The sequence below is a fragment of the Yersinia antarctica genome (assembly GCF_056636475.1).
Genome location: NZ_JBSJQF010000001.1, coordinates 3,112,818 through 3,134,668 on the forward strand (window position 1 = coordinate 3,112,818; position 21,851 = coordinate 3,134,668).

Here is a 21,851-nt window from a genome sequence, read left to right on the forward strand (position 1 = left end):
TGCATGTGCGTTGGCTGCCATCACTCACCCGAGTCATTGAGTTATCTCAACTCCTTGGGTTCATTTCGTTGCCGCCTTCCTGTAACTTGAATTATTTAGGTTATATAACAAGGTATATAACCCTTTAATTCAGAGAGTTATTTGTGGTATAGCGCTAAAACTGACTGATACCTCGCATTTATATTCAGCAAATCTGAACTAATATTGCTAAATACCCCTAACGAGTTAGTCATCAGCACCAAATCCCCCTACAATAGACCTACTTATTTTATGGGAAATACTTATCGCTAGTGGATAAGGGTCTGTTGGCAGATTATCTGGCCTTTTGAGTATCGAGGCATTAGATAACTTCGTTTTACCAATAACTATTAGATATATTAAGTGGGGCAATTTATGAGCAAGAAACAAACTGGCTTCGTGAAGCGACGCCGGTGGGGATGGTTATGGCTCCTGCTGATCGGCATCATTATTGGTGCTGCACTATTAGCAGGTACCGCCACCGTCTTTCATAAAACCAGTGATACCGCGTTCTGCGTGTCCTGTCACACCATGCAACAGCCATTGGCTGAATATCAAGGCAGTGTCCACTTCCAAAACACCAAAGGCATCCGTGCTGAATGTGCTGACTGCCATGTGCCACACGAACCGCTTGATTATCTGTGGACCAAAATCCGCGCGGTCAAAGATATCTACGGTGAAATGGTTGGCACTATTAATACACCTGAGAAATATGAAGCCCATAAACTCGCCATGGCGCAGTCGGTATGGAAAACGCTAAAAGAGAATGACTCGGCCACTTGCCGCTCATGTCACAGCTTTGATGCGATGGATATCACCGGGCAAAGTGCTGAAGCGCGGATTCAGCATCCGGTGGCAATTAAGCAAGGTGAAACCTGTATCGATTGCCATAAAGGTGTGGCCCATATCCTGCCGGATATGAGTGAGGTGACCCAGGCTGGCGCGGCAGAGTTGGCAACGGCGGCGGCACAAACACCCGCAACGGCGACCACTTTATATACCATCGCCACCGAGCCTTTCTTTATGAATGCTGGTGACAGCCATAACGCCGGTAACCTGATGCCCTCAACACAAGTTGAAGTGGTAAAACAGCAAGGTGATCAGGTGTTGGTTGATGTTAAAGGCTGGCAGCAAGATGGGGTGGCCGAAGTGTTCTATGCCGCACAAGGGAAACGTATTCTGAGTGTATTACTGGGCGAGGACGCACAAAAAGCGCTGAAAACATTGAATACGCAAACCGATGCAGAAACCAATCTGGTTTGGCATCAAGTTGCACTACAGGTGTGGTTACCTAAGAAACAACTCGTTGATGATCAACAGAAAATTTGGCGCTATGCCGCAGATATGATGTCGGCCAACTGTACCGGCTGCCACGGTTTAACCGCACTGGATCGCTTCAACGCTAACCAATGGATTGGGGTAATCAAAGGCATGGCACCACGCACCTCCCTGACTCAGGAACAGTTGCGTGTGATGACACAGTATGTACAAAAACATGCCAGTGATATGCCGGCCAAGCTGTAAATAAGAGGCGAAAATGACTAAATACGAACAACAACCGTTAGAAATGAGCCGCCGTCGCTTCTTACTCGGAACCAGCGCACTGGCTGTATTGCCTATCGTTGGTGGCCTGTGGCCCAAATCTGCATTAGCCCAAGCCATCAGTCAGGCATTACCTCAGTTTCTGGCACTGCGTCAGGCGCAAAAAGGTATTCTGACCGGCGCTCATTGGGGCGCATTTGAAGCTATCGTTGAGAACGGCCGGATGATCGGTGTGCAACCTGTCAAAGATGATCCATGGCCGAATGACCTGATCACTATGGCACCCTATCAGGTGCATGCCGATAACCGCATCAAATACCCGATGGTGCGTAAAAGTTGGTTGGAAGGCGGCCCCGGCAGCCATACCGAACTGCGTGGCCGGGATGAGTGGGTACGCGTCAGTTGGGATAAAGCCACTGAACTGGTATGCGGCGAAATTGTGCGGGTGCAGAAAGACCACGGTCCGCAAGCGCTGTACGCCGGATCTTATGGCTGGAAAAGTGTGGGGATGCTACATAACAGCCGCACGCTACTACAACGCTTAATGAACCTGAGTGGGGGTTTTTTGGGCTATGCCGGTGACTATTCAACCGGTGCGGCACAGGTGATTATGACCCACGTCATGGGGTCAATGGAGGTCTACGAACAGCAGACGGCCTGGCCAAACGTGGTAGATAACAGTGAACTGGTGATCCTCTGGGGCTGTAACCCAATGATCACCTTGAAAAACAGTTGGAATATCCCCGATCATGTGGGTCAAACTGGTTTTGAAGCGCTGAAAAAGAAAGGTACCAAAGTTATCAGTATTGATCCGGTGCATAACGACAGTGCTAAATTCACCAATGCACAATGGATTGCGCCACGGCCATATACCGACAGCGCCATGTTGATCGGTATCGCCCATACGCTATTGACAGAAAAACTGCATAATCCTGACTTTATAAAAACCTACACTATTGGTTTTGATAAATTCCAGGCCTATCTGCTCGGTGAAACTGACGGTCAGCCGAAAAACGCAGAATGGGCGGCGGATATCAGTGGTGTGGATGCCGATGTGTTGCGCCAACTGGCGCGAGATATGGCTAAACAGCGCACCATGATTATGGGGGGTTGGGGGATTCAACGTCAGCATCACGGTGAGCAGCAACACTGGTTACTGGTCACGGTCGCGGCAATGCTGGGCCAAATTGGCCTGCCGGGTGGCGGCTTTGGCTTCAGCTATCACTACTCCTCTGGCGGTAGCCCAACGGCCAAGGGCGGCATTTTACCGGGGATTTCTGCCGGGAGTGCACCGAAGAACTCACCATCGCCGATTCCAGTGGCGCGGATTGCCGAATGTTTGGCCAATCCAGGGAAAGTCATTGATTTCAATGGCACCAAAGTCACCTATCCAGATGTCAAAATGGTCTATGTGGCCGGTGGCAATACTTTCCATCAGCATCAGGATACCAACAATCTGGTGAAAGCCTGGCAGCACCCTGAAACCATTGTGGTTAACGAACCCTATTGGACCGCCACCGCCAAGCACGCCGATATTGTATTACCGGCGACCACCAGCTATGAGCGTAATGATCTGGAAATGGGCGGCGACTACTCACAACTTTATGTCTTCCCGATGCACCAGTGCGTACCGCCACAGCATGAAGCGCGTAATGATTTTGATATCTTCGCGGCGATGGCCACCAAGCTGGGGGTGATTGATGCCTTTACCGAGGGCAAAGATGAGACTCAGTGGCTGAAAGCGATGTACGACGATATGAAGTCACAGGCCCGTACCGCACGGGTCGCCCTGCCGCCATTCGATATGTTCTGGCAATCGAACAACTACATTCGCTTCCCTATCCCCGAAGCGAACCAGCAGTGGGTACGCTTTGCTGATTATCGTGACAATCCATTGCTCAACCCGCTGGGTACCCCGTCTGGCAAGATTGAGATCTACTCCGATACTATCGCTAAAATGGAATACGCCGATTGTCAGGGGATCCCGACCTGGATGCCACCTCATGAATGGTATCGCGGGGTGGAAGCGAAGAAATATCCACTGTCGCTAAACACCGCACACCCAATCAACCGGCTGCATTCACAGTTAGATAACACACCACTACGTGAAAAATACGCCGTGGCCGATCGGGAAGCGATACTGATAAGCCCACAGGATGCCAAGGGGCGTAACATTGTTAATGGCGATTTAGTCCGTGCGTTCAATGACCGTGGGCAGATATTGGTAGGTGCTGTGGTATCTGAAGATGTACGTCCAGGGGTGGTGCGCATCAGCGAAGGGGCATGGTTTGACCCGGCGGATCCAGCGGTACCGGGTTCCCTTTGTAAGAACGGCAATATCAACTGCCTGACTTTCGATATTGGTTCTTCCAGTCTGGCGCAGGGTAACTGTGGGCAAATGGCGCAGCTTGAGATTGAGAAGTATACCGGACCGGTGCTGAAAAACACCGCGCATGCGGTTCCTGCTGGGGCTTAGCCACCAGAAGAACCAAGGGTTAAGCGTACCAACGGGCACTCCGGCGTTTCGCGTCGTTTACGGCCCGAACAGCACGCTTCCCCTTAGATTACTGACAAAGTCCCGGCCTATTGGCGGGGACTTTACTTTAATAGGGGTAGGCTAAAAGGTGGTCAAGAGACGGTTTTTATTCCCCAACAAGGAGCACTTCAATCCCACCTTTTCGTAATCCATTCAAACTTTCCTCTGGAATACCTTTATCGGTGATAACCATATGTATGCGCTGGGTATCAATTATTTTATGCAGGCTGGAGCGGTTAAATTTACTGGAATCAGTGACCACAATGATGCGTTCCGCGACTTCACACATTCGGCGATTTAGGCGAGCTTCGTCTTCATTATGCGTGCTCACACCGCGCTCAAGACTGATGGCGTCTACCCCCAGAAAAAGTATATCGAAATGATAATTTTGCAAGGACTGGTCAGCCTGATCCCCATAGAAGGAAAGGGACTGGCGGCGTAAGTGCCCTCCTGTCATCAGCAATTCCACGCCCTCAGCCTCAAGCAGCGCGTTCGCCACATTCATACCGTTTGTCATAGCAATGACCTCCTTATGATTACGCATATGACGCGCTATTTCATTAGTGGTCGTGCCCGAGTCTAGAATCACGCGGTGCCCAGGTTTAATAAGATTTGCAGCAACGCGAGCAATATCGCGTTTTAAAGAAATATTAAGGGAGCTTTTATCTTCTACCGTGGGTTCAACGCCAGGTGTGCCAGCATCACACACCAGCGCACCGCCGTATGCACGTACAGCAATCCCCTGCTTTTCCAGAAAGGCCAAATCGTTGCGGATAGTCACCGTAGAAACACCAAAGAATGACGATAAATCATTAACCTGAACACTTCCTTGCTGACGAAGCCGCTGAATGATCTGCTCACGCCTTTCACTGGTACCCGTTATACGCTTGTCCATTACTGAATCGGTATTGCTCATATCAGATCCTTCCCAAAAGCCTTTCGTTTCATTTCACTTTATCTATTAACACCTTTCTTTTGCCGGAAAGCAAGTCTTTACATCAGGCCAAACCGTGCTACCACCCGATAAAAAAGCCTTTCATTATGTTTCTTTTGCGAAACAGATCCCATTTCCATTATCTTTCGTTTTGTTTTTATCAACCCATAAAGCAGTATCAATGAAACAAACCGAAAGGCATAAGTAATCAAAACCCCATACGGAGAGGAAAGTGAAACATTTAACCGAGTTTGTGGCCGACCATAAGCACGATAAGCGATGTGGCATTTTTGCCGTCTGTTCTGCTCACCCATTGGTTCTGGAAGCAGCAATGCGCCACGCCCGGGACGCGCAATCCATCTTATTAATAGAAGCCACCTCCAATCAGGTGGATCAGTATGGCGGCTATACCGGTATGACCCCAGATGACTTCCGTGGTTTTGTTGAGCAAATGGCGGATAAACACCACTTCCCTCGCAATCAGTTGGTGTTAGGGGGCGATCATCTGGGGCCAAATCGCTGGCAAAACGCCCCAGCCGCAGAGGCTATGTTTCATGCAGAAGAACTTATTCGCCATTATGTCGCGGCTGGCTTTAAGAAAATTCACCTTGATTGCAGTATGTCTTGTGCAGATGACCCCGTGCCATTAACAGATGAAATCGTCGCCGGAAGAGCAGCAAGGCTTGCCTTAATTGCAGAACAGACCCGCAAGGAAAAACAAGGTTCGTCTGATCTGGTTTATGTTATTGGAACGGAAGTCCCTGTTCCAGGAGGAGCACATGAAACGCTGTCAACGCTGGTGGTCACCTCTCCCCAAGCGGCAAAAGCAACGCTTGAAGCTCATCGTCATGCTTTTGAACAACAAGGTCTGCACGACCTGTGGCCACGCATTATCGGGCTAGTCGTCCAACCCGGTGTAGAATTCGATCATACTCATGTTATTGATTATCAACCTGAGAAATCTCTTGCTCTGAGCCAGACTATCGAAGAGTTTGACACGATGGTCTTTGAAGCTCACTCCACCGATTACCAAACTCCGCTCGCCCTACAACAGCTAGTTCAGCACCACTTTGCCATTTTGAAAGTGGGTCCGGCACTCACTTTCGCGTTACGTGAAGCGCTATTTTCACTGGCCGGCCCCATTCCCGAACGAAACGCAACAAACCATCATGCGTTATGCAGCGAGTAGATACTCTAAAAATACCTCATTCGGTGAGCTGTATTCCAGAGATTTGCGCCCCCGAGTGTTGAGGATGTGCTCCAGTCTCGCAATATCTTCATCGCTGACGCCATTAAAATCGGTTCCTTTCGGATAAAACCGCCGTATCAGACCGTTGGTATGCTCATTCAACCCCCGCTCCCAGGAATGATAAGGCCGGGCAAAGTAAACCTTTGCGCCCGTTACCTGAGTGATGTCCTTATGTTTCGCAAACTCGGGTCCGTTATCTGCCGTCAGGGTTTTAAACTCGCAGAAAGTATTCGCCACGATGTCCCTGAACGCTTCCACGACGCTCTCAGCGCACTTATTGGGGAGTTTACGGATAATGACCTGCTTTGTGGCTTTGTCCACGACCGTCAGCAGGAATGACTTCTGGTCTTTGCCAAAAATCGTATCGATTTCAACATGCCCGGGAACCTGTTTGAGTTCAGCCTCAGCAGGCCTGTGCTCAATGCCAACCCTGTCCGGGATGGGCGTGCGTCCGGGCTCACCCGTATCATAGCGATAGCGTTTACCCCGGTGAGGGAGCTGAAGGTAAAGCTTACCGCCAGCCTGTCTGTCCGAACGGATATAGCGGTAGAGGGTATTTTTGCTGACGGCGATATCAAACTGGATTTTCAGTCTCCCACAGATAACCTCAGGGGAGGTATGTACAGCCAGCGCCTGCCGGAGAAAGTCTTGTGTCTGCTGGCCCAGAGGGAAACAGGCATTGTGTGCCGAGGTGGCGCCCCGCCGTTGTCTGGCTAAGGCATCAGCGCGTCTGGAGGAGTAAAGTCCGTTGAAAGCGGGGTCCGTATTACGCCTGAGCTCCCGGCTCAGGGTAGAGCGAGAGACATCCAGTTCTCTGGCAATGCAGGACTGATTAACGCCTTCAGCTTTTCGTTTTTCGATGTAAAAGCGCTCATGCTGAGTCAAATGTTTTCCCTTCATGCAACAGGGTCTCCGACAGGGTCAATACGGCTATTTTATCCGTACCTGACCGGTGGGTCACTTTGTTGCATTTCGTTTGGGAATTGGCGCCGCTATCGAGCAGGAACTCCGCCCCGCATACCAATGTTCAGGGCTACGAGATGTGCTGGAAAGCGTCATGCAGGAACACCCGGAGCACTGGAAACAGCATTATCACGGTAATAACGATGAACGTCGTCTGGCGCGCGGCTACAGCTATTCTGATCGCGTTCGTTACTACTGGCCCGATCACCACATTGACGAGGCTTATGCTCGGTTAGTAAATAATTTAACGGACAAACCGCTGCCCTTGCCGTTGATCAGCCAGTATCTGCCACTTCAATACGTTAAGGTCCGTGAAGGCCGGCTCGCGGCAACACCGCACGAACTGATTATTGACCATATTCAGGATGTATTGCGCCAGTACCATGCAGCCTGCATGGGAACATCGTCATCCCATTAACACAATGATAATAAGGAATAAAACATGCCAAACATTGTATTAAGTCGTATTGATGAGCGCCTGATTCACGGCCAGGTTGGTGTTCAATGGGTTGGTTTTGCCGGAGCAAATCTGGTGTTGGTTGCCAATGATGAAGTTGCCGAAGATCAGGTTCAACAAAACCTGATGGAAATGGTTCTGGCAGAAGGGATTGCCGTGCGCTTCTGGCCACTGCAAAAAGTGATCGACAATATTCATCGTGCAACCGATCGGCAGAAAATTTTACTGGTCTGCAAAAGTCCCGAAGACTTTCTAACGCTGGTCAACGGTGACGTACCCGTGGCCCGAATCAATGTCGGCAACATGCATTATGCCGAAGGTAAACAACAAATAGCGAAAACCGTCTCTGTCGATGATCAGGATATTGCCGCTTTCTATGGCCTGAGAAAAGCAGGGGTGGAATGTTTTATTCAGGGCGTGCCGACCGAGCCCGCTCAGGATCTCTACAAACTCCTCTGAGGTATTTTCTATGGAAATTAGCTTATTACAGGCATCCGCGTTGGGGATTCTGGCCTTTATTGCTGGCTTGGATATGTTCAACGGCCTGACACATATGCACCGCCCGGTGGTCCTTGGGCCGTTGGTTGGCCTGATCCTTGGCGACCTTCATATGGGGATACTCACTGGTGGTACTCTGGAACTGGTCTGGATGGGGCTTGCTCCACTGGCCGGTGCCCAGCCGCCGAATGTGATTATCGGTACTATTGTCGGCACGGCTTTTGCTATTACTGCCGGTGTAAAACCGGAGGTCGCGGTTGGGGTTGCCGTGCCGTTCGCCGTGGCGGTGCAAATGGGCATCACCTTCTTGTTCTCTATCATGTCTGGTGTGATGGCGCGCTGCGACCGGATGGCGGCAAATGCGGATACCGACGGCATTGAACGCGTTAATTATCTGGCCCTGCTGGCTCTGGGGACGTTCTATTTTCTGTGTGCATTCTTGCCCATCTATTTTGGTGCTGAGCATGCGAAGACGGTCATTGATGTCTTGCCAGCCCGCCTGATAGATGGCCTTGGTGTCGCCGGTGGCATCATGCCTGCAATCGGCTTTGCCGTATTGCTGAAAATAATGATGAAAAACGTTTATATCCCCTACTTCATTCTTGGCTTTGTTGCTGCGGCCTGGCTGAAACTGCCGGTACTGGCGATTGCCGCCGCAGCCTTGGCAATGGCGTTAATCGATTTCATGCGTAAAGACTCAACTCCGCAGCAGACTTCCAGCACTCAGAAAGAGGAATTCGAAGATGGCATCTAATACTCAGGTTCTGCCAAGCGCTAACGTCACTGAAAAGCCGGTCATTGATAGCAACGACAATATCTATGAAGACCAAAGTATCGGTGCGGAGCTGACAAAGAAAGATATCAACCGCGTAGCATGGCGTTCCATGCTGCTGCAAGCCTCATTTAACTATGAGCGTATGCAGGCTTCCGGCTGGCTGTATGGCATATTGCCCGCGCTGAAAAAGATCCACACCAATAAAAATGATCTGGCGCGGGCGATGAAAGGCCATATGGGGTTCTTCAACACCCATCCTTTCTTGGTGACGTTTGTCATCGGCATCATACTGGCGATGGAACGTTCAAAACAGGATGTGAACAGTATTCAAAGTACGAAAATCGCTGTTGGTGCGCCACTGGGAGGAATTGGTGATGCGATGTTTTGGCTGACCTTGCTCCCCATCTGTGGCGGTATTGGAGCCAGTTTGGCTCTGCAAGGTTCGATCCTCGGCGCCATCGTATTTCTCGTGATGTTTAATGTCGTCCATCTTGGGCTTCGTTTCGGGCTTGCTCACTATGCCTATCGCATGGGTGTCGCAGCTATCCCGCTTATCAAAGCCAATACACTTAAAGTGGGGCGAGCGGCGTCTATCGTTGGGATGACGGTGATCGGTGCACTTGTCGCCACCTACGTTCGCTTGTCCACCACGCTTGAAATCACCGCAGGCGATGCTGTGGTTAAGCTGCAAACCGATGTTATCGACAAACTGATGCCAGCCTTCCTTCCACTGGTATACACCCTCACGATGTACTGGTTAGTGCGCCGTGGCTGGAGCCCTCTGCGACTCATCGGGCTGACCGTGGTATTAGGCGTTGTTGGAAAATTTGGCCACTTTTTGTAAGCAAGAGGAAACTCCATGTTAAGCATTATTCTTAGCGGTCACGGTGGGTTTGCCACCGGACTGGAAAAAGCGATGAAACAAATACTTGGCGAACAACAGCAAGTGATAGCCATCGATTTTCCTGAAAGCTCCTCCACCGCGCTGCTTACCGCTCAGTTTGAAGAGGCGTTAGCTAATCTGGATGAAAAAGAAGGGCTAATTTTTTTGACGGATTTGCTCGGAGGTACCCCCTTCCGCGTGGCCTCGACGCTGGCAATGCAGAAAGCAGAACGTGAAGTGATCACCGGAGTAAATCTACAGCTTTTGCTGGAGATGGTGCTGGAGCGCGATGGCCTCAGTAGTAAAGAGTTCCGCCTTCAAGCGCTAGAGTGTGGTCACCGAGGGTTGACCAGTCTGGTGGACGAAATGGGCCGTTATCGCGAAGCCGCCTCGGTCGAGGAAGGAATATGACAGCACTGTTGCGGGCCAGACGGGTGCTAACCGAGCATGGCTGGCTCGACGATCATCAGTTACACATAGATGGCAACACCATCGTGGCCATCGAGCCAATCCCCGCAGGGGTTACGCTGCGCGACGTTGAACTACTGTGCCCAGCCTATATCGATATTCATGTCCACGGCGGTGATGGTGTCGATGTCATGGATGACTCGCCAGAGATACTGGATCAGTTGGCATTGTATAAAGCACGCGAAGGGGTGGGTGGCTGGTTGCCGACCACCGTCACCGCTCCCCTTGGGGAAATAGAGTGTGCACTGCGGCGTATTGCGCAGCGCTACCATCAAGGTGGACAAGGTGCGACGGTGTTGGGTAGCTATCTTGAAGGCCCTTACTTCACCCCGCAGAACAAAGGGGCACATCCACCGGAGCTGTTCCGTGAGCTGGACATTACCGAGCTAAATAGGTTGATTGACGTGTCACAAAACACATTACGTGTTGTGGCATTGGCACCTGAGAAATCGGGTGCGCTGGCGGCAATTAAGCATCTAAAAAGCCAGGGGATAAAGGTCATGCTCGGCCACAGCGCGGCGAACTATGAAGAAACTATTCGTGCGTTTGATGTGGGAGCCGATGGACTGGTGCATTGCTTTAACGGTATGACAGGTCTTCATCACCGTAATCCCGGCATGGTTGGCGCAGGGCTCACCGATAAGCGAGCATGGCTTGAGTTGATAGCAGATGGTCACCATGTTCACCCCGCAGTAATGAGCCTTTGCTGTAGCTGCGCCAAGCCTCGAATATTGCTGATAACCGATGCGATGAGCGCGGCTGGCATGCCTGATGGTGACTATGCGATTTGCGGTCATCCAGTAACAATGCAACAGGGTATTGTCCGTACTGCCTCTGGCGGGCTGGCCGGAAGTACACTTTCGTTGGATGCAGCGGTGCGAAATCTGGTCAATAACGTGGGTGTACCTGCTGAGGATGCAATTCATATGGCCTCGCTGCACCCTGCCAAAATGCTGGGGCTTGACCACACATACGGCTCTCTATTGGCAGGCAAACGAGCCAACATTATCGCGCTTGATTCGCGGCTCATGCTACAAACCATTTGGATTGATGGACAACGAATCGCCCTGTAGACCTTTCATTATATATCACTTTGGTTTGTGGCCAATTCCGCCACAAACCTTTCATTTCCTTTCTTTATGCTCTAGCTCACTTATTAAATAAATATAATATATCCATATAAATCAATAAAATAAAACCAAAAAGTCCACTTTCAGATCACGTTTTTCGTTTTATTACTTTTCTTATATTGACCTTTCGTTTTCTTTTCTATAGATTTTCACTTAGACATAAAATTGATGAAATGAAATGAAACGAAAGATTGTCATGTTCTACTTTGTACTGACCCATTGAATATGTACTACTAAGGACTGAGTTATGAGCGAAACCCAATCTGCCGGTACTTGCGGCACATCAACCTGGACTGAAAAAGAGATCCGCCAGCAACCAGCAAGCTGGATCCGATCGTTAAAAAACATTGAACGTCAACGTAACGATATCGACACTTTCCTTGCGCCGCTCCTGCAAACATCTGACCTACAGATTGTCCTGACAGGTGCCGGTACCTCAGCATTTATCGGCGATATTATTGCGCCGTGGCTGTCGCGCCATAGCGAGAGAAATTTTGTCGCAGTGCCCACAACAGACCTCGTTACTAACCCTGCTGACTATTTATCTCCCCAGCGCCCGACACTGCTCATCTCCTTTGCACGCTCTGGTAACAGCCCTGAAAGCGTCGCCGCAGTGGACTTAGCCAACCAACTCGTCAGCCAGTGCCACCATCTGGTCATCACCTGCAATGAAGCCGGCAGCTTGTATCACAATGCGTTGAAAAGTGATAACGCACTGGCGCTGTTAATGCCAACCGAAACCCATGACCGTGGTTTCGCCATGACCAGTAGCATCAGCACCATGATGGCCAGTTGTTTGGCTGTCTTCGCCCCCGAGGTCATCAACAGCACCAGTTTTCAGGATGTAGCAACGCGCTGTAAGCAGATAGTTGCTTCGCAGGGCGACTTTAGCACTGCCGTATTTGGTGACCTTCCCTTTAAACGGATTGTTTACCTCGGCAGTGGCGGATTACAAGGCGTGGCACGCGAATCAGCACTGAAAGTGCTGGAGCTAACGGCTGGTAAATTAGCGGCGTTTTATGAGTCCCCCACCGGCTTTCGCCACGGACCAAAATCACTGGTTAACGCTGAAACGCTGGTTGTGGTGTTTGTTTCAAGCCACCCTTATACCCGTCAATACGACCTCGATTTGCTGGCTGAGTTGCGCCGCGACCAACAAGCGATGCGCGTCGTAGCGATTTGTGCCGAATCCAGCCCAGAAATCGACGCAGGCCCGCATATTTTGTTACCCGCAGCCCGAGAATTTATTGATGTCGAACAGGCGTTCTGCTTCCTGATGTACACACAGATTTTCGCTCTCAGCGAATCTATCAAAGCAGGTATCACCCCCGACACGCCTTCCGCCAGCGGCACGGTAAACCGTGTAGTGAAAGGCGTCGTTATTCATCCCTGGAAAGGCTGAGAGGATCACTACATGAGCATTATTTCTACCAAATATCTTTTGCAGGATGCGCAGGCTCGGCGCTACGCCGTACCTGCTTTTAATATCCATAACGCGGAAACCATTCAGGCCATTCTAGAAGTTTGCAAAGAGATGCAATCACCGGTGATCCTTGCAGGTACGCCCGGCACCTTTAAGCACATCGCTTTTGAAGAAATCTACGCACTGTGCGAAGCCTACTCTGAAAGTTATGGCATGCCACTCGCGCTGCATCTCGACCATCACGAGTCACTGGACGATATCAGCCGCAAGGTCAACGCCGGTGTACGCAGTGCGATGATTGACGGTAGCCACTTCCCATTTGCTGAGAATGTGTCTCTGGTGAAGAGTGTCGTCGATTTTTGTCATCGCCACGATTGTAGCGTTGAAGCTGAGTTAGGGCGTCTGGGGGGGGTGGAAGACGATATGGATGTCGATGAGGATAGTGCTTTTCTCACTGACCCACAAGAAGCGCGTCGCTTTGTGGAACTTACCGGTGTCGATAGCCTCGCGGTTGCGATCGGAACAGCCCACGGCCTGTACGCCAAACGGCCCAAAATTGATTTCCAGCGCCTGGCAGAAATCCATGAAACCGTCGATATTCCATTGGTTCTACATGGTGCAAGCGATGTCCCTGATGACTATGTCAGACGAGCCATTGAACTGGGTGTTTGCAAAGTAAACGTAGCAACTGAGTTGAAAATCGCCTTCGCAGCGGCGGTGAAAAAATGGTTTGGCGATAACCCGGAAGGTAACGACCCACGCTATTACATGCGCGTCGGTATGGATGCCATGAAAGACGTCGTGCGCAGTAAAATCATCGTCTGTGGATCAGCTAATAAGTTAATCCCCGAAACTGAAACCTCGCTATAAATCTTGTGTCATCAAAATGTTGCCCGGCTACCGTCGGGTAACATCATGAATTCTAATCATTATCAGACTCAAAGCACCGACTCAAAATGCAAATAACCTTTCTGGACCTCAAATAACAAGGATATCGTATGAGAACAATCATAAAGAGCTCGTTATTATTATTGCTGATGAGCAATGGCGCCTTTGCCTCCGAATACTTGCTGAATAACAATAAAATCTCCCTCTCTTTTGACGATACAAACTCAGCGGTGGTGATGAAAGATAAGCTTTCAGGCCACAAGCTTGCGCCGGTGGAGTTGTTCTTTCTAACACTGCCCAACGAAGAGGTTATTCACGCAGCCGATTTTAAAATTAAAAATATCAGCCAAAAAGATGATGCAATTCATATCGACTATGAACATAAAGATTTTGATGTCACCGTGGTGCTCAACGTACTAAAAGGTCAATACGCCAGTATTGACTACCGTATTCAGGCCAAAGGTCAGGCACGGGATGTTGCGAAAATCACCTTCTTCCCAACCAAAGGGCAATCCCAGGCACCTTATGTGGACGGCGCAATTAATAGCTCCCCCATTATCGCTGACAGCTTCTTTATTCTGCCGGAAAAACCGATCGTCAATACCTATGCATATGAAACAACAACTAATCTGAATGTCGCGTTAAAAACACCGATTAAAATGGAGACGCCCGTCAGCTTCACCCTGTATTTCGGCACGTTTGAAGAAAACAACCAGTTGCGTCGCAGCTTTAACCAATTTATCAACAGCATGCGCGCGCGCCCATATCAACCCTACCTTCACTACAATAGCTGGATGGATATTGGTTTCTTCACCACCTACACCGAGCAAGAAGTACTCAACCGGATGGATACCTACGCCGACGAACTGATTAAAAAACGCGGGGTAAAACTTGATGGTTTTCTACTGGATGACGGCTGGGATGACCGCACCGGTAAATGGCTGTTCGGCCCAGCATTCAGTAAGGGATTCGGGGGAGTGAAACAGAAAGCTGACAGCTTACATACTTCGGTAGGTTTATGGCTGTCACCTTGGGGAGGCTATAACAAACCGCGCGATATTCGCGTCTCACATGCCAAAGAAAACGGCTTCGAAACCGTTGATGGGAAATTCGCACTCTCCGGCCCCAATTACTTCCGTAATTTTAATGAGCAAATCATTAAGCTTATCAAAAACGAACATATCACCTCCTTCAAGCTAGACGGTATGGGCAACGCCAATTCGTATATCCCAGGCAGCCAGTTCGCCTCTGACTTTGACGCCTCCATCGAGCTGATTAAAAACATGCGCGAGGCCAATAAAGATCTGTTTATCAACCTGACCACCGGCACCGATGCCAGCCCCTCATGGCTGTTCTACGCGGACGCTATCTGGCGTCAGGGCGATGATATCAACCTGTTTGGCAAAGGTTCCCCCGCTCAGCAATGGATGACCTACCGCGATGCTGAAACCTACCGTTCCATCGTGCGCAAAGGCCCGCTATTCCCGATAAACTCGCTGATGTACCACGGCATTGTTAGCGCGGAAAATGCCTATTTTGGGTTGGAAAAAGTGCAGACCGACCATGACTTTGCTGATCAGGTCTGGAGCTACTTTGCAACGGGAACCCAACTACAAGAGCTTTACATCACGCCGTCCATGTTAAATAACAACAAATGGGATACGCTGGCGACCGCCGCTAAATGGTCACGGAAAAATAGCGATGTGCTGGTTGATACCCATTGGATTGGCGGTGACCCTACGGCACTGGACGTTTATGGCTGGGCCTCGTGGAATAAAGATAAAGCGGTATTTGGATTGCGTAATCCATCCGACAAAGAACAAAGTTACTATTTAGATCTCACTAAAAACTTCGAAATTCCGAGCGGCGAAGCAACGAGCTTCACACTTAAGACGGTATATGGCACCAATGCAACTCTGCCACTCGATTACAGTAAGCCGGCGATTGTTACGCTAAAACCACTGGAAACACTCGTCATCGAAGCAACACCGATGACTAATATGAAGTAACGCGCCTATCAGACCTGTCGTAATAATGCCGCCCGTTCTATCACGAAGGGGCGGTATCCGCTTCCAGCTTAATCAAATAGACCAACGCTTGTTCTCGGGTATCAGCGCACATCTCCCGCAATGCTTGTAAGCTGGCACATACTGCCGGGCGAGAAGGGGAATGAAAAATGGCGCAACGCATAGTCTCATCCAAATGCAGACAACGGGTATTGGCAGGCTTACCGAATGGCATACCGGGGATCGGGCTGGAAATAGAAGGAGCAATACAGCAGGCACCGCAATCTGAGCGACAGTCCATCAGCAGGCTCCTGTAGGCTGGTGGAATAACAGCAGACAATAGCAATCACCCCCATTAACTACCAGCACTATCCTTGCTCGGCGGTTTAATAACCGATCCATGCCATAGGCGGTGCTTTTCACCTCCGCACCATCAGTTCACTTTTTAACCGTTACAATCCCAGTTTGTACGATATTCAATCACAAGTTAATACCATTACCAGACTAATCACTGATCATATGATCGGCATGAGTATATTCGTCTGTTTACAGAATCCTCGCCAACATGTACCATTAAGCTAGTACAAAAGAACCACTAACCTATCATTTATAGCCCGCGTCATTAACGTTACAGCAAGGCAACAAATTCTGCTGTAGCGGCAAAGATGAAGGATATTTGGAGTTACCGATGTCGATGGATGTATCCCAACCGTTATCACGCCCTTCCGTTCTTGGCGGAGCGATGATAGTCGCCGGAACCGCTGTAGGTGCGGGAATGTTCTCAATCCCAATCGTCACAGCCGGGGTATGGTTCAGCGGCTCAGTAATACTGCTGATTTATACCTGGGCTTGTATGCTGATTTCTGGCTTGATGATTTTGGAAGCTAACCTGAACTACCCCACCGGGGCCAGCTTTCACACCATGGTACAAGACCTGCTGGGTAAGATCTGGAGTTCCATCAATGGATTGTCGATAACCTTTGTGCTCTACATCCTGACCTACGCCTATATCTCCGCCGGTGGCTCAATCATTTCTCACACCCTGCAAAATGTCGTGGGGATTGGTCAGACCGGTGCTGGCTTTATCTTTGTGTTATTGGTCGCATTTATCGTTTGGTTATCGACCCGCGCAGTGGATCGCTTAAGTACGATATTAATCGGCGGAATGGTAATTACATTTGTCATGTCGGTTGGTGACATGTTTAGCCATGTACAAAGTGCCATTCTATTCAATCAAACTGATAGCAGCGCCCACTATTTACCTTATGCACTGGCCGCACTGCCCTACTTACTGACCTCATTTGGTTATCACGGTAATGTACCGGGGCTGGTGAAGTACTACCACAAAGACAGCAAAGCAGTGGTGCGCAGCCTGCTGTACGGCACCCTGATCGCGTTAATCATTTATGTCCTATGGCAGTATGCTATTCAAGGTAATATCGCCCGTGACGCCTTCAAACAGGTGATTGCTGACGGTGGCAACATCGGTAGCCTGCTAAAACAGATGGACACCATTTCGACCAGTCAGGCCACCAGCCAGTTACTCAATGCCTTCTCTTATATGGCGCTGGCTAGCTCATTCCTTGGGGTATCTCTGGGGTTGTTTGATTATATCGCCGACTTCTTTAAATTTAGTGATACCCGTAACGGGCGGACTAAATCAGCACTGATCACTTTTGTGCCACCGACCCTCGGTGCGCTGCTGTTCCCGAATGGTTTCTTATATGCCATTGGATTTGCCGGTTTAGCGGCTACCATTTGGGCGGTAATTGTGCCAGCGCTGATGGCGCGGGCCAGCCGTAAACGCTTCCCACTGGCTGTTTATCGTGCTCCCGGCGGGCGTTTGATGATTGGTTTTATCATCCTGTTTGGTTTGATCAATGCCATTACCCATATTGCCGCACTATTGGGTTGGTTACCGGTCTATAAATAGGGTCATTTTTACACCGGAATAACACTCTTTTTAGCGCTATCTCCAAAGCGTTTACTGTTGCCGCCAGGCCGCAAGCGAATACCCCCAGCGACTTCAAATATGGCGGCGATATTTGCTTGCCTGAAACTGGCGGCGCGAGTAACTTGTCGCAACTTATCTTCAATCCTGATTGGCGGTTAATAAATGGCTAGAGCTAACGAAATAAAACGTGGTATGGCGGTCAACCTCAACGGCAAGTTACTGCTGGTGAAAGATATTGATGTGCAAAGCCCAAGCGCCCGTGGCGCAAGTACCCTGTATAAAATGCGGTTTTCTGATGTGCGGACCGGTTTAAAAGTTGAAGAGCGTTTTAAAGGCGATGAGATCCTCGATACCATCACCCTGACCCGCCGATCAGTGGATTTCTCTTACATCGATGGCGACGAATACATCTTTATGGATGATGAAGATTTCACCCCTTATAACTTCAAAAAAGAACAGATCGAAGAAGAGCTGTTATTTATTCCTGAAGGGGGCATGCCAGGCATGCAGGTTCTGACGATGGATGGTCAATTATTGGCGCTGGAATTGCCGCAGACCGTTGATATGGAAATTGTTGATACCGCCCCAAGCATTAAAGGCGCATCGGCCAGTGCTCGCAACAAACCTGCTGTGATGAGCACCGGCTTATCTATTCAGGTGCCGGAATATATCAGCCCGGGTGAGAAAATCCGTATTCATATTGCAGAACGCCGTTATATGGGCCGCGCTGAATAATACCCAATATTCTTAATTTTTCAATATGTTAAGAGCCGGAAAACCGGCCCTTAACTGTTTTATACCCTATAGATTTCAAGATGCAGGAAGGCGGCAAGCAAGATAACCCCGATGAGCTTACATAAGTAAGTGATTCGGGTTATTGAGTGCAGCCAACACACCTGCAGTTTGAAAGATGGCGGGTTATTTTAGCTCAGGGAAGAACGCCCGCTTCAGCGCCAACTCCACACCACGCACCTCAGCTAACCCTTTCAAACGGCCAATCGCCGAATAGCCCGGATTGGTTTTCTTATGCAAATCATCCAGCATCTGATGACCGTGGTCTGGGCGCATCGGGATCGGACGCATATCACCGGCAGTCTGGCGGCGTTGCTCTTCGGTCAAGATGGCTTTGACGACGGAATACATGTCCACATCGCCTTGCAGATGGCCGCCTTCATGGAAGGTCTTTGGGTTCCCTTCGCGGCAGGTCGAGCGTAAATGCGTAAAATGAATACGATCACCAAAGGTTTCGATCATCTTCACCAGATCGTTGTCAGCCCGCACCCCATAAGAGCCGGTGCACATAGTAAAACCGTTATGAATACTATCAACTGTCTCTTTCAGCCACTGCATATCTTCAATGGTGGAAACAATCCGCGGTAGGCCAAGGATTGGGCGCGGTGGATCATCGGGATGTACCGCCATACGCAGACCAACCTGTTCGGCAACCGGTATAATGGCTTGCAGGAAGTGAGCCATATTTTCACGCAGTTGCGCTTTATCGATGCCGTCATACTCCGCCAAACGTGCACGGAATTGATCCAGTGTATAACCTTCTTCAGCCCCCGGCAGACCAGCAATAATATTGCCCGTCAGCTTGGCAATATCCGCTTCAGTCATCGCATCGAAGTAATCTGCTGCCTGCGCCTGTTCTTCCGCAGTGTAATCATTCACCGCACCAGGGCGTTTAAGGATATGCAGTTCGAAGGTAGCAAATGCTATCTGATCGAAACGTAATGCTTTGGAACCATCTGGCAGTTGATATTCCAGATCTGTGCGTGTCCAGTCGAGCACTGGCATAAAGTTATAGCACACGGTATCAATACCGCAGGCAGCCAGATTACGCAGCGTTTGCTGATAATTTTCAATATGTTGCTGATAGTTGCCACTGTGCGTTTTGATCTCTTCATGAATCGGGACACTTTCAACTACCGACCACACCAAACCTTTTGCGGCAAGCTCTGCCTGACGTTGCTTGATCTCACTCACCGGCCATACTTCACCATTCGGGATGTGATGTAATGCTGTCACTACTCCAGTTGCACCCGCCTGACGGATATCATCCAGCGACACCGGATCATGCGGGCCATACCAACGCCATGTTTGTTCCATTTATTTTTACCTTCTCTGCGTAAACTGTTCAGGTGCTAAAAATGTTGTTATACCGATTTCCAAGAGGTATCACTCAGCTTTATCCTTACTTTTTAACCGCCGGGTGTCAAAAAGCAAAACCTCATTGGTTGATCCAACTCACGAATATAACCAATATTGGACTTACCAATTTTATTTTCTGTCATATGGCTTTACACTGCAAGCCGATATTCATGGCAACGAGCAAAAGAAAATGGTCAGTATGGTGTGGCTTCTTTCCTACAAACAGCCGACTAAAACTGGTCTAACAACTTTTTATTTGCCACCTTTTATGTCAGCCCCTTTGTAATAATCGTGGGGTGAATGATTTTGGAGCCACGTATGAACACCATTGCCAACAGCCCCCTTCCCTCAACCGTACAGCAGCCTACTTATGATAGAACAGCACTGAAAAGCCGCATTGTTCACATTGGCTTTGGTGCATTTCATCGCGCCCATCAGGCACTGCTCACTGACCGGGTGTTAAATAAACAAGGGGGCGACTGGGGCATTTGCGAAGTCAGCTTGTTTGGTGGCGACGTTTTGATTCAAAATTTACGCCAACAGAATCATCTCTTCTCAGTGCTGGAAAAAGGGGCGCAAGGTAATCAGGCCATTATTGTCGGTTCGGTATGCGAGTCAGTCCATGCCCGATTAGATGGCATCATTCAAGTATTGGAAAAATTGGCCGAACCACAAGTGGCGATTGTCTCACTGACGATTACTGAGAAAGGTTACTGCATCGAACCGGGTAGCGGCCAATTGGATCTGCAAAATGAGTTTATCCGCGCAGATCTGGCGATACCCGATGCGCCAACCTCCGCTCCCGGTATTCTGGTAGAAGCCCTGCGCTTACGTCGCTCACGCGGCCTGCCACCTTTTACTGTGCTTTCTTGCGATAATATTCCAGAAAATGGCCATGTCGTGAAAAATGCCGTCCTCGGCCTGGCTATGGCCCGAGACCCAGAACTGGCTAGTTGGATCAGTCAACATGTCACCTTCCCTAATACTATGGTCGACCGTATTGTTCCAGCCGCCACCGCTGAAACCTTGCAACAAATTGCCGATACCCTGAGCGTAGCAGACCCTTGTGGTATTGCCTGTGAGCCGTTCATTCAATGGGTAGTTGAAGACAAATTTGTCGCGGGCCGCCCGGACTGGGAAGTGGCTGGAGTACAATTGGTCGATGATGTCTTGCCATTCGAAGAAATGAAGCTGCGCATGTTAAACGGTAGCCACTCATACCTCTCCTATCTGGGTTATCTCGCCGGTTATCAACATATTAATGATTGTATGGCCGACAGTAACTATCGCCTCACCGCCCGTCGCCTGATGATGGATGAACAGGCCCCAACCTTGCGCGTTACCGGGGTGGATCTTAATGCCTATGCTGATCAATTGATTGAGCGCTACAGCAACCCGGCGTTAAAGCATCGCACCTGGCAAATTGCCATGGACGGTAGCCAAAAATTACCACAACGGATGCTCGATTCCGTGCGTTGGCATTTACAACATGGCGGCGCTTATCGCTGTCTGGCATTAGGTATCGCCGGTTGGATGCGCTATGTAGGAGGGATCGACGATAACGGCCAGGCCATAGATATCCGTGATCCGATGGCTGACAGCTTTAAAAAATGTGTCGCCAGCAGTGAAGATGGCGTGGCCCGGGTACAGAGTTTGCTCTCACTGAAGTCGCTGTTTGGTGAGTCCTTACCACAGCAGCCGGTATTTGTTGATGCAGTCACCGAGGCTTACCTCAGCTTGCAACAATTTGGCGCGAAAGAGAGTGTAAAACGTTTGGCGCAGCAGGATTAATTTAGCGCGCTCACAGGGTGAGCCTCAAGAGTGAGGCTCATTAATTCCAATCGGGTAAGTGAGTGCAGCCAACACCGCTGCAACTTCAAGGCCGAAGGGTTTACCCAAAGTCATTGGAGTTGCAGGTAGGCGGCAAGCAAATGAATCCCGATGAGCTTACTCAAGTAAGTGATTCGGGTAAGTGA

The 21,851-nt window shown here is 49.7% G+C and carries 18 protein-coding genes and 2 pseudogenes; 15 read left to right on the top strand and 5 right to left on the bottom strand.

Going from position 1 to position 21,851, the window contains the following annotated elements:
* The first annotated feature begins 393 nt into the window (after positions 1-393).
* Together ACWJJO_RS14440 and torA are read left to right on the top strand one after the other, a co-directional pair.
* Positions 394-1,542, top strand: coding sequence for a NapC/NirT family cytochrome c (locus ACWJJO_RS14440; RefSeq protein WP_083158374.1), 1,149 nt, complete (start codon positions 394-396; stop codon positions 1,540-1,542).
* 13 nt (positions 1,543-1,555) lie between these two features.
* A complete protein-coding gene (torA, locus tag ACWJJO_RS14445; protein ID WP_083158373.1) occupies positions 1,556-4,036 on the top strand; it encodes a trimethylamine-N-oxide reductase TorA in 2,481 nt (826 codons plus the stop codon).
* Positions 4,037-4,202: 166 nt separating this feature from the next.
* Here torA and ACWJJO_RS14450 read toward each other — a convergent pair whose 3' ends face one another.
* Entirely contained in the window at positions 4,203-5,012 is an 810-nt protein-coding gene (locus ACWJJO_RS14450) for a DeoR family transcriptional regulator (protein WP_083158372.1), read from the bottom strand.
* Between the two features lie 250 nt (positions 5,013-5,262).
* Here ACWJJO_RS14450 and ACWJJO_RS14455 point away from each other — a divergent pair.
* A pseudogene (locus ACWJJO_RS14455) lies at positions 5,263-6,165 on the top strand (class II D-tagatose-bisphosphate aldolase non-catalytic subunit); the annotation flags it as partial.
* A gap of 39 nt (positions 6,166-6,204) precedes the next feature.
* Here ACWJJO_RS14455 and ACWJJO_RS14460 read toward each other — a convergent pair.
* A complete protein-coding gene (locus tag ACWJJO_RS14460) occupies positions 6,205-7,179 on the bottom strand; it encodes an IS30 family transposase (RefSeq protein WP_481090514.1) in 975 nt (324 codons plus the stop codon).
* A gap of 88 nt (positions 7,180-7,267) precedes the next feature.
* On the opposite strand from ACWJJO_RS14460, the pseudogene ACWJJO_RS14465 reads away from it, so the two are divergent.
* From ACWJJO_RS14465 to ACWJJO_RS14505, 9 genes and pseudogenes are all read left to right on the top strand, one after another.
* Positions 7,268-7,660: pseudogene (locus ACWJJO_RS14465) on the top strand (class II D-tagatose-bisphosphate aldolase non-catalytic subunit); the annotation flags it as partial.
* 24 nt (positions 7,661-7,684) lie between these two features.
* Complete coding sequence (agaV, locus tag ACWJJO_RS14470; RefSeq protein WP_083158371.1) at positions 7,685-8,158, top strand: PTS N-acetylgalactosamine transporter subunit IIB; 474 nt, start codon at positions 7,685-7,687, stop codon at positions 8,156-8,158.
* A gap of 10 nt (positions 8,159-8,168) precedes the next feature.
* Positions 8,169-8,951, top strand: a complete 783-nt coding sequence (gene agaW / locus ACWJJO_RS14475; RefSeq protein WP_005193049.1) for a PTS N-acetylgalactosamine transporter subunit IIC — start codon at positions 8,169-8,171, stop codon at positions 8,949-8,951.
* Positions 8,941-9,816: a PTS N-acetylgalactosamine transporter subunit IID gene (gene agaE, locus ACWJJO_RS14480; protein WP_083158369.1), complete on the top strand. Its 876-nt coding sequence runs from the start codon at positions 8,941-8,943 to the stop codon at positions 9,814-9,816. Before agaW ends, agaE begins: the two co-directional genes overlap by 11 nt.
* 15 nt (positions 9,817-9,831) lie before the next feature.
* Positions 9,832-10,266: a PTS galactosamine/N-acetylgalactosamine transporter subunit IIA gene (agaF, locus tag ACWJJO_RS14485; RefSeq protein WP_442847707.1), complete on the top strand. Its 435-nt coding sequence runs from the start codon at positions 9,832-9,834 to the stop codon at positions 10,264-10,266.
* Complete coding sequence (nagA, locus tag ACWJJO_RS14490; RefSeq protein WP_481091171.1) at positions 10,263-11,396, top strand: N-acetylglucosamine-6-phosphate deacetylase; 1,134 nt, start codon at positions 10,263-10,265, stop codon at positions 11,394-11,396. Before agaF ends, nagA begins: the two co-directional genes overlap by 4 nt.
* Positions 11,397-11,700: 304 nt before the next feature.
* A complete protein-coding gene (locus tag ACWJJO_RS14495) occupies positions 11,701-12,855 on the top strand; it encodes an SIS domain-containing protein (RefSeq protein ID WP_083158367.1) in 1,155 nt (384 codons plus the stop codon).
* Between the two features lie 12 nt (positions 12,856-12,867).
* Positions 12,868-13,746, top strand: coding sequence for a tagatose-bisphosphate aldolase subunit KbaY (kbaY, locus tag ACWJJO_RS14500; RefSeq protein WP_481091172.1), 879 nt, complete (start codon positions 12,868-12,870; stop codon positions 13,744-13,746).
* 128 nt (positions 13,747-13,874) lie between these two features.
* Positions 13,875-15,773: an alpha-amylase family protein gene (locus ACWJJO_RS14505; RefSeq protein ID WP_481091173.1), complete on the top strand. Its 1,899-nt coding sequence runs from the start codon at positions 13,875-13,877 to the stop codon at positions 15,771-15,773.
* A 40-nt stretch (positions 15,774-15,813) separates the two neighbouring features.
* Here ACWJJO_RS14505 and ACWJJO_RS14510 read toward each other — a convergent pair whose 3' ends face one another.
* On the bottom strand, positions 15,814-16,071 hold the full coding sequence (locus ACWJJO_RS14510; RefSeq protein ID WP_083158365.1) for a YkgJ family cysteine cluster protein: 258 nt from the start codon (positions 16,069-16,071) through the stop codon (positions 15,814-15,816).
* A gap of 387 nt (positions 16,072-16,458) precedes the next feature.
* Between ACWJJO_RS14510 and mtr the strand changes: the two genes are divergently transcribed.
* Positions 16,459-17,703, top strand: coding sequence for a tryptophan permease (gene mtr / locus ACWJJO_RS14515; protein ID WP_372569346.1), 1,245 nt, complete (start codon positions 16,459-16,461; stop codon positions 17,701-17,703).
* Between the two features lie 8 nt (positions 17,704-17,711).
* On the opposite strand, the gene ACWJJO_RS14520 is transcribed toward mtr, so the two are convergent.
* The gene (locus ACWJJO_RS14520; RefSeq protein WP_193784630.1) at positions 17,712-17,855 is read right to left on the bottom strand and encodes a hypothetical protein; all 144 of its coding nucleotides are present in this window, start codon (positions 17,853-17,855) and stop codon (positions 17,712-17,714) included.
* 31 nt (positions 17,856-17,886) lie between these two features.
* Here ACWJJO_RS14520 and yeiP point away from each other — a divergent pair, with 31 nt between their 5' ends.
* Positions 17,887-18,459 carry an elongation factor P-like protein YeiP gene (yeiP, locus tag ACWJJO_RS14525; protein ID WP_481091174.1) on the top strand — a complete coding sequence of 191 codons (573 nt, stop codon included), beginning with the start codon at positions 17,887-17,889 and terminating at the stop codon, positions 18,457-18,459.
* A gap of 183 nt (positions 18,460-18,642) precedes the next feature.
* On the opposite strand, the gene uxuA is transcribed toward yeiP, so the two are convergent.
* Complete coding sequence (gene uxuA, locus ACWJJO_RS14530) at positions 18,643-19,833, bottom strand: mannonate dehydratase (RefSeq protein ID WP_083158362.1); 1,191 nt, start codon at positions 19,831-19,833, stop codon at positions 18,643-18,645.
* Positions 19,834-20,193: 360 nt separating this feature from the next.
* Between uxuA and ACWJJO_RS14535 the strand changes: the two genes are divergently transcribed.
* Complete coding sequence (locus tag ACWJJO_RS14535; RefSeq protein ID WP_372559390.1) at positions 20,194-21,666, top strand: mannitol dehydrogenase family protein; 1,473 nt, start codon at positions 20,194-20,196, stop codon at positions 21,664-21,666.
* Positions 21,667-21,851: the final 185 nt, after the last annotated feature.

What these genes read in the sequence shown, in the direction of transcription:
- agaW (WP_005193049.1), top strand. Translation starts at nt 8,169, where the DNA reads ATGGAAATTAGCTTATTACAGGCATCCGCGTTGGGGATTCTGGCCTTT.
- agaF (WP_442847707.1), top strand. Translation starts at nt 9,832, where the DNA reads ATGTTAAGCATTATTCTTAGCGGTCACGGTGGGTTTGCCACCGGACTG.
- ACWJJO_RS14535 (WP_372559390.1), top strand. Translation starts at nt 20,194, where the DNA reads ATGAACACCATTGCCAACAGCCCCCTTCCCTCAACCGTACAGCAGCCT.
- ACWJJO_RS14505 (WP_481091173.1), top strand. Translation starts at nt 13,875, where the DNA reads ATGAGAACAATCATAAAGAGCTCGTTATTATTATTGCTGATGAGCAAT.
- yeiP (WP_481091174.1), top strand. Translation starts at nt 17,887, where the DNA reads ATGGCTAGAGCTAACGAAATAAAACGTGGTATGGCGGTCAACCTCAAC.
- agaV (WP_083158371.1), top strand. Translation starts at nt 7,685, where the DNA reads ATGCCAAACATTGTATTAAGTCGTATTGATGAGCGCCTGATTCACGGC.
- ACWJJO_RS14495 (WP_083158367.1), top strand. Translation starts at nt 11,701, where the DNA reads ATGAGCGAAACCCAATCTGCCGGTACTTGCGGCACATCAACCTGGACT.
- ACWJJO_RS14440 (WP_083158374.1), top strand. Translation starts at nt 394, where the DNA reads ATGAGCAAGAAACAAACTGGCTTCGTGAAGCGACGCCGGTGGGGATGG.
- mtr (WP_372569346.1), top strand. Translation starts at nt 16,459, where the DNA reads ATGTCGATGGATGTATCCCAACCGTTATCACGCCCTTCCGTTCTTGGC.
- agaE (WP_083158369.1), top strand. Translation starts at nt 8,941, where the DNA reads ATGGCATCTAATACTCAGGTTCTGCCAAGCGCTAACGTCACTGAAAAG.
- uxuA (WP_083158362.1), bottom strand. Translation starts at nt 19,833, where the DNA reads ATGGAACAAACATGGCGTTGGTATGGCCCGCATGATCCGGTGTCGCTG.
- torA (WP_083158373.1), top strand. Translation starts at nt 1,556, where the DNA reads ATGACTAAATACGAACAACAACCGTTAGAAATGAGCCGCCGTCGCTTC.
- kbaY (WP_481091172.1), top strand. Translation starts at nt 12,868, where the DNA reads ATGAGCATTATTTCTACCAAATATCTTTTGCAGGATGCGCAGGCTCGG.
- nagA (WP_481091171.1), top strand. Translation starts at nt 10,263, where the DNA reads ATGACAGCACTGTTGCGGGCCAGACGGGTGCTAACCGAGCATGGCTGG.
- ACWJJO_RS14450 (WP_083158372.1), bottom strand. Translation starts at nt 5,012, where the DNA reads ATGAGCAATACCGATTCAGTAATGGACAAGCGTATAACGGGTACCAGT.
- ACWJJO_RS14510 (WP_083158365.1), bottom strand. Translation starts at nt 16,071, where the DNA reads ATGGACTGTCGCTCAGATTGCGGTGCCTGCTGTATTGCTCCTTCTATT.
- ACWJJO_RS14460 (WP_481090514.1), bottom strand. Translation starts at nt 7,179, where the DNA reads ATGAAGGGAAAACATTTGACTCAGCATGAGCGCTTTTACATCGAAAAA.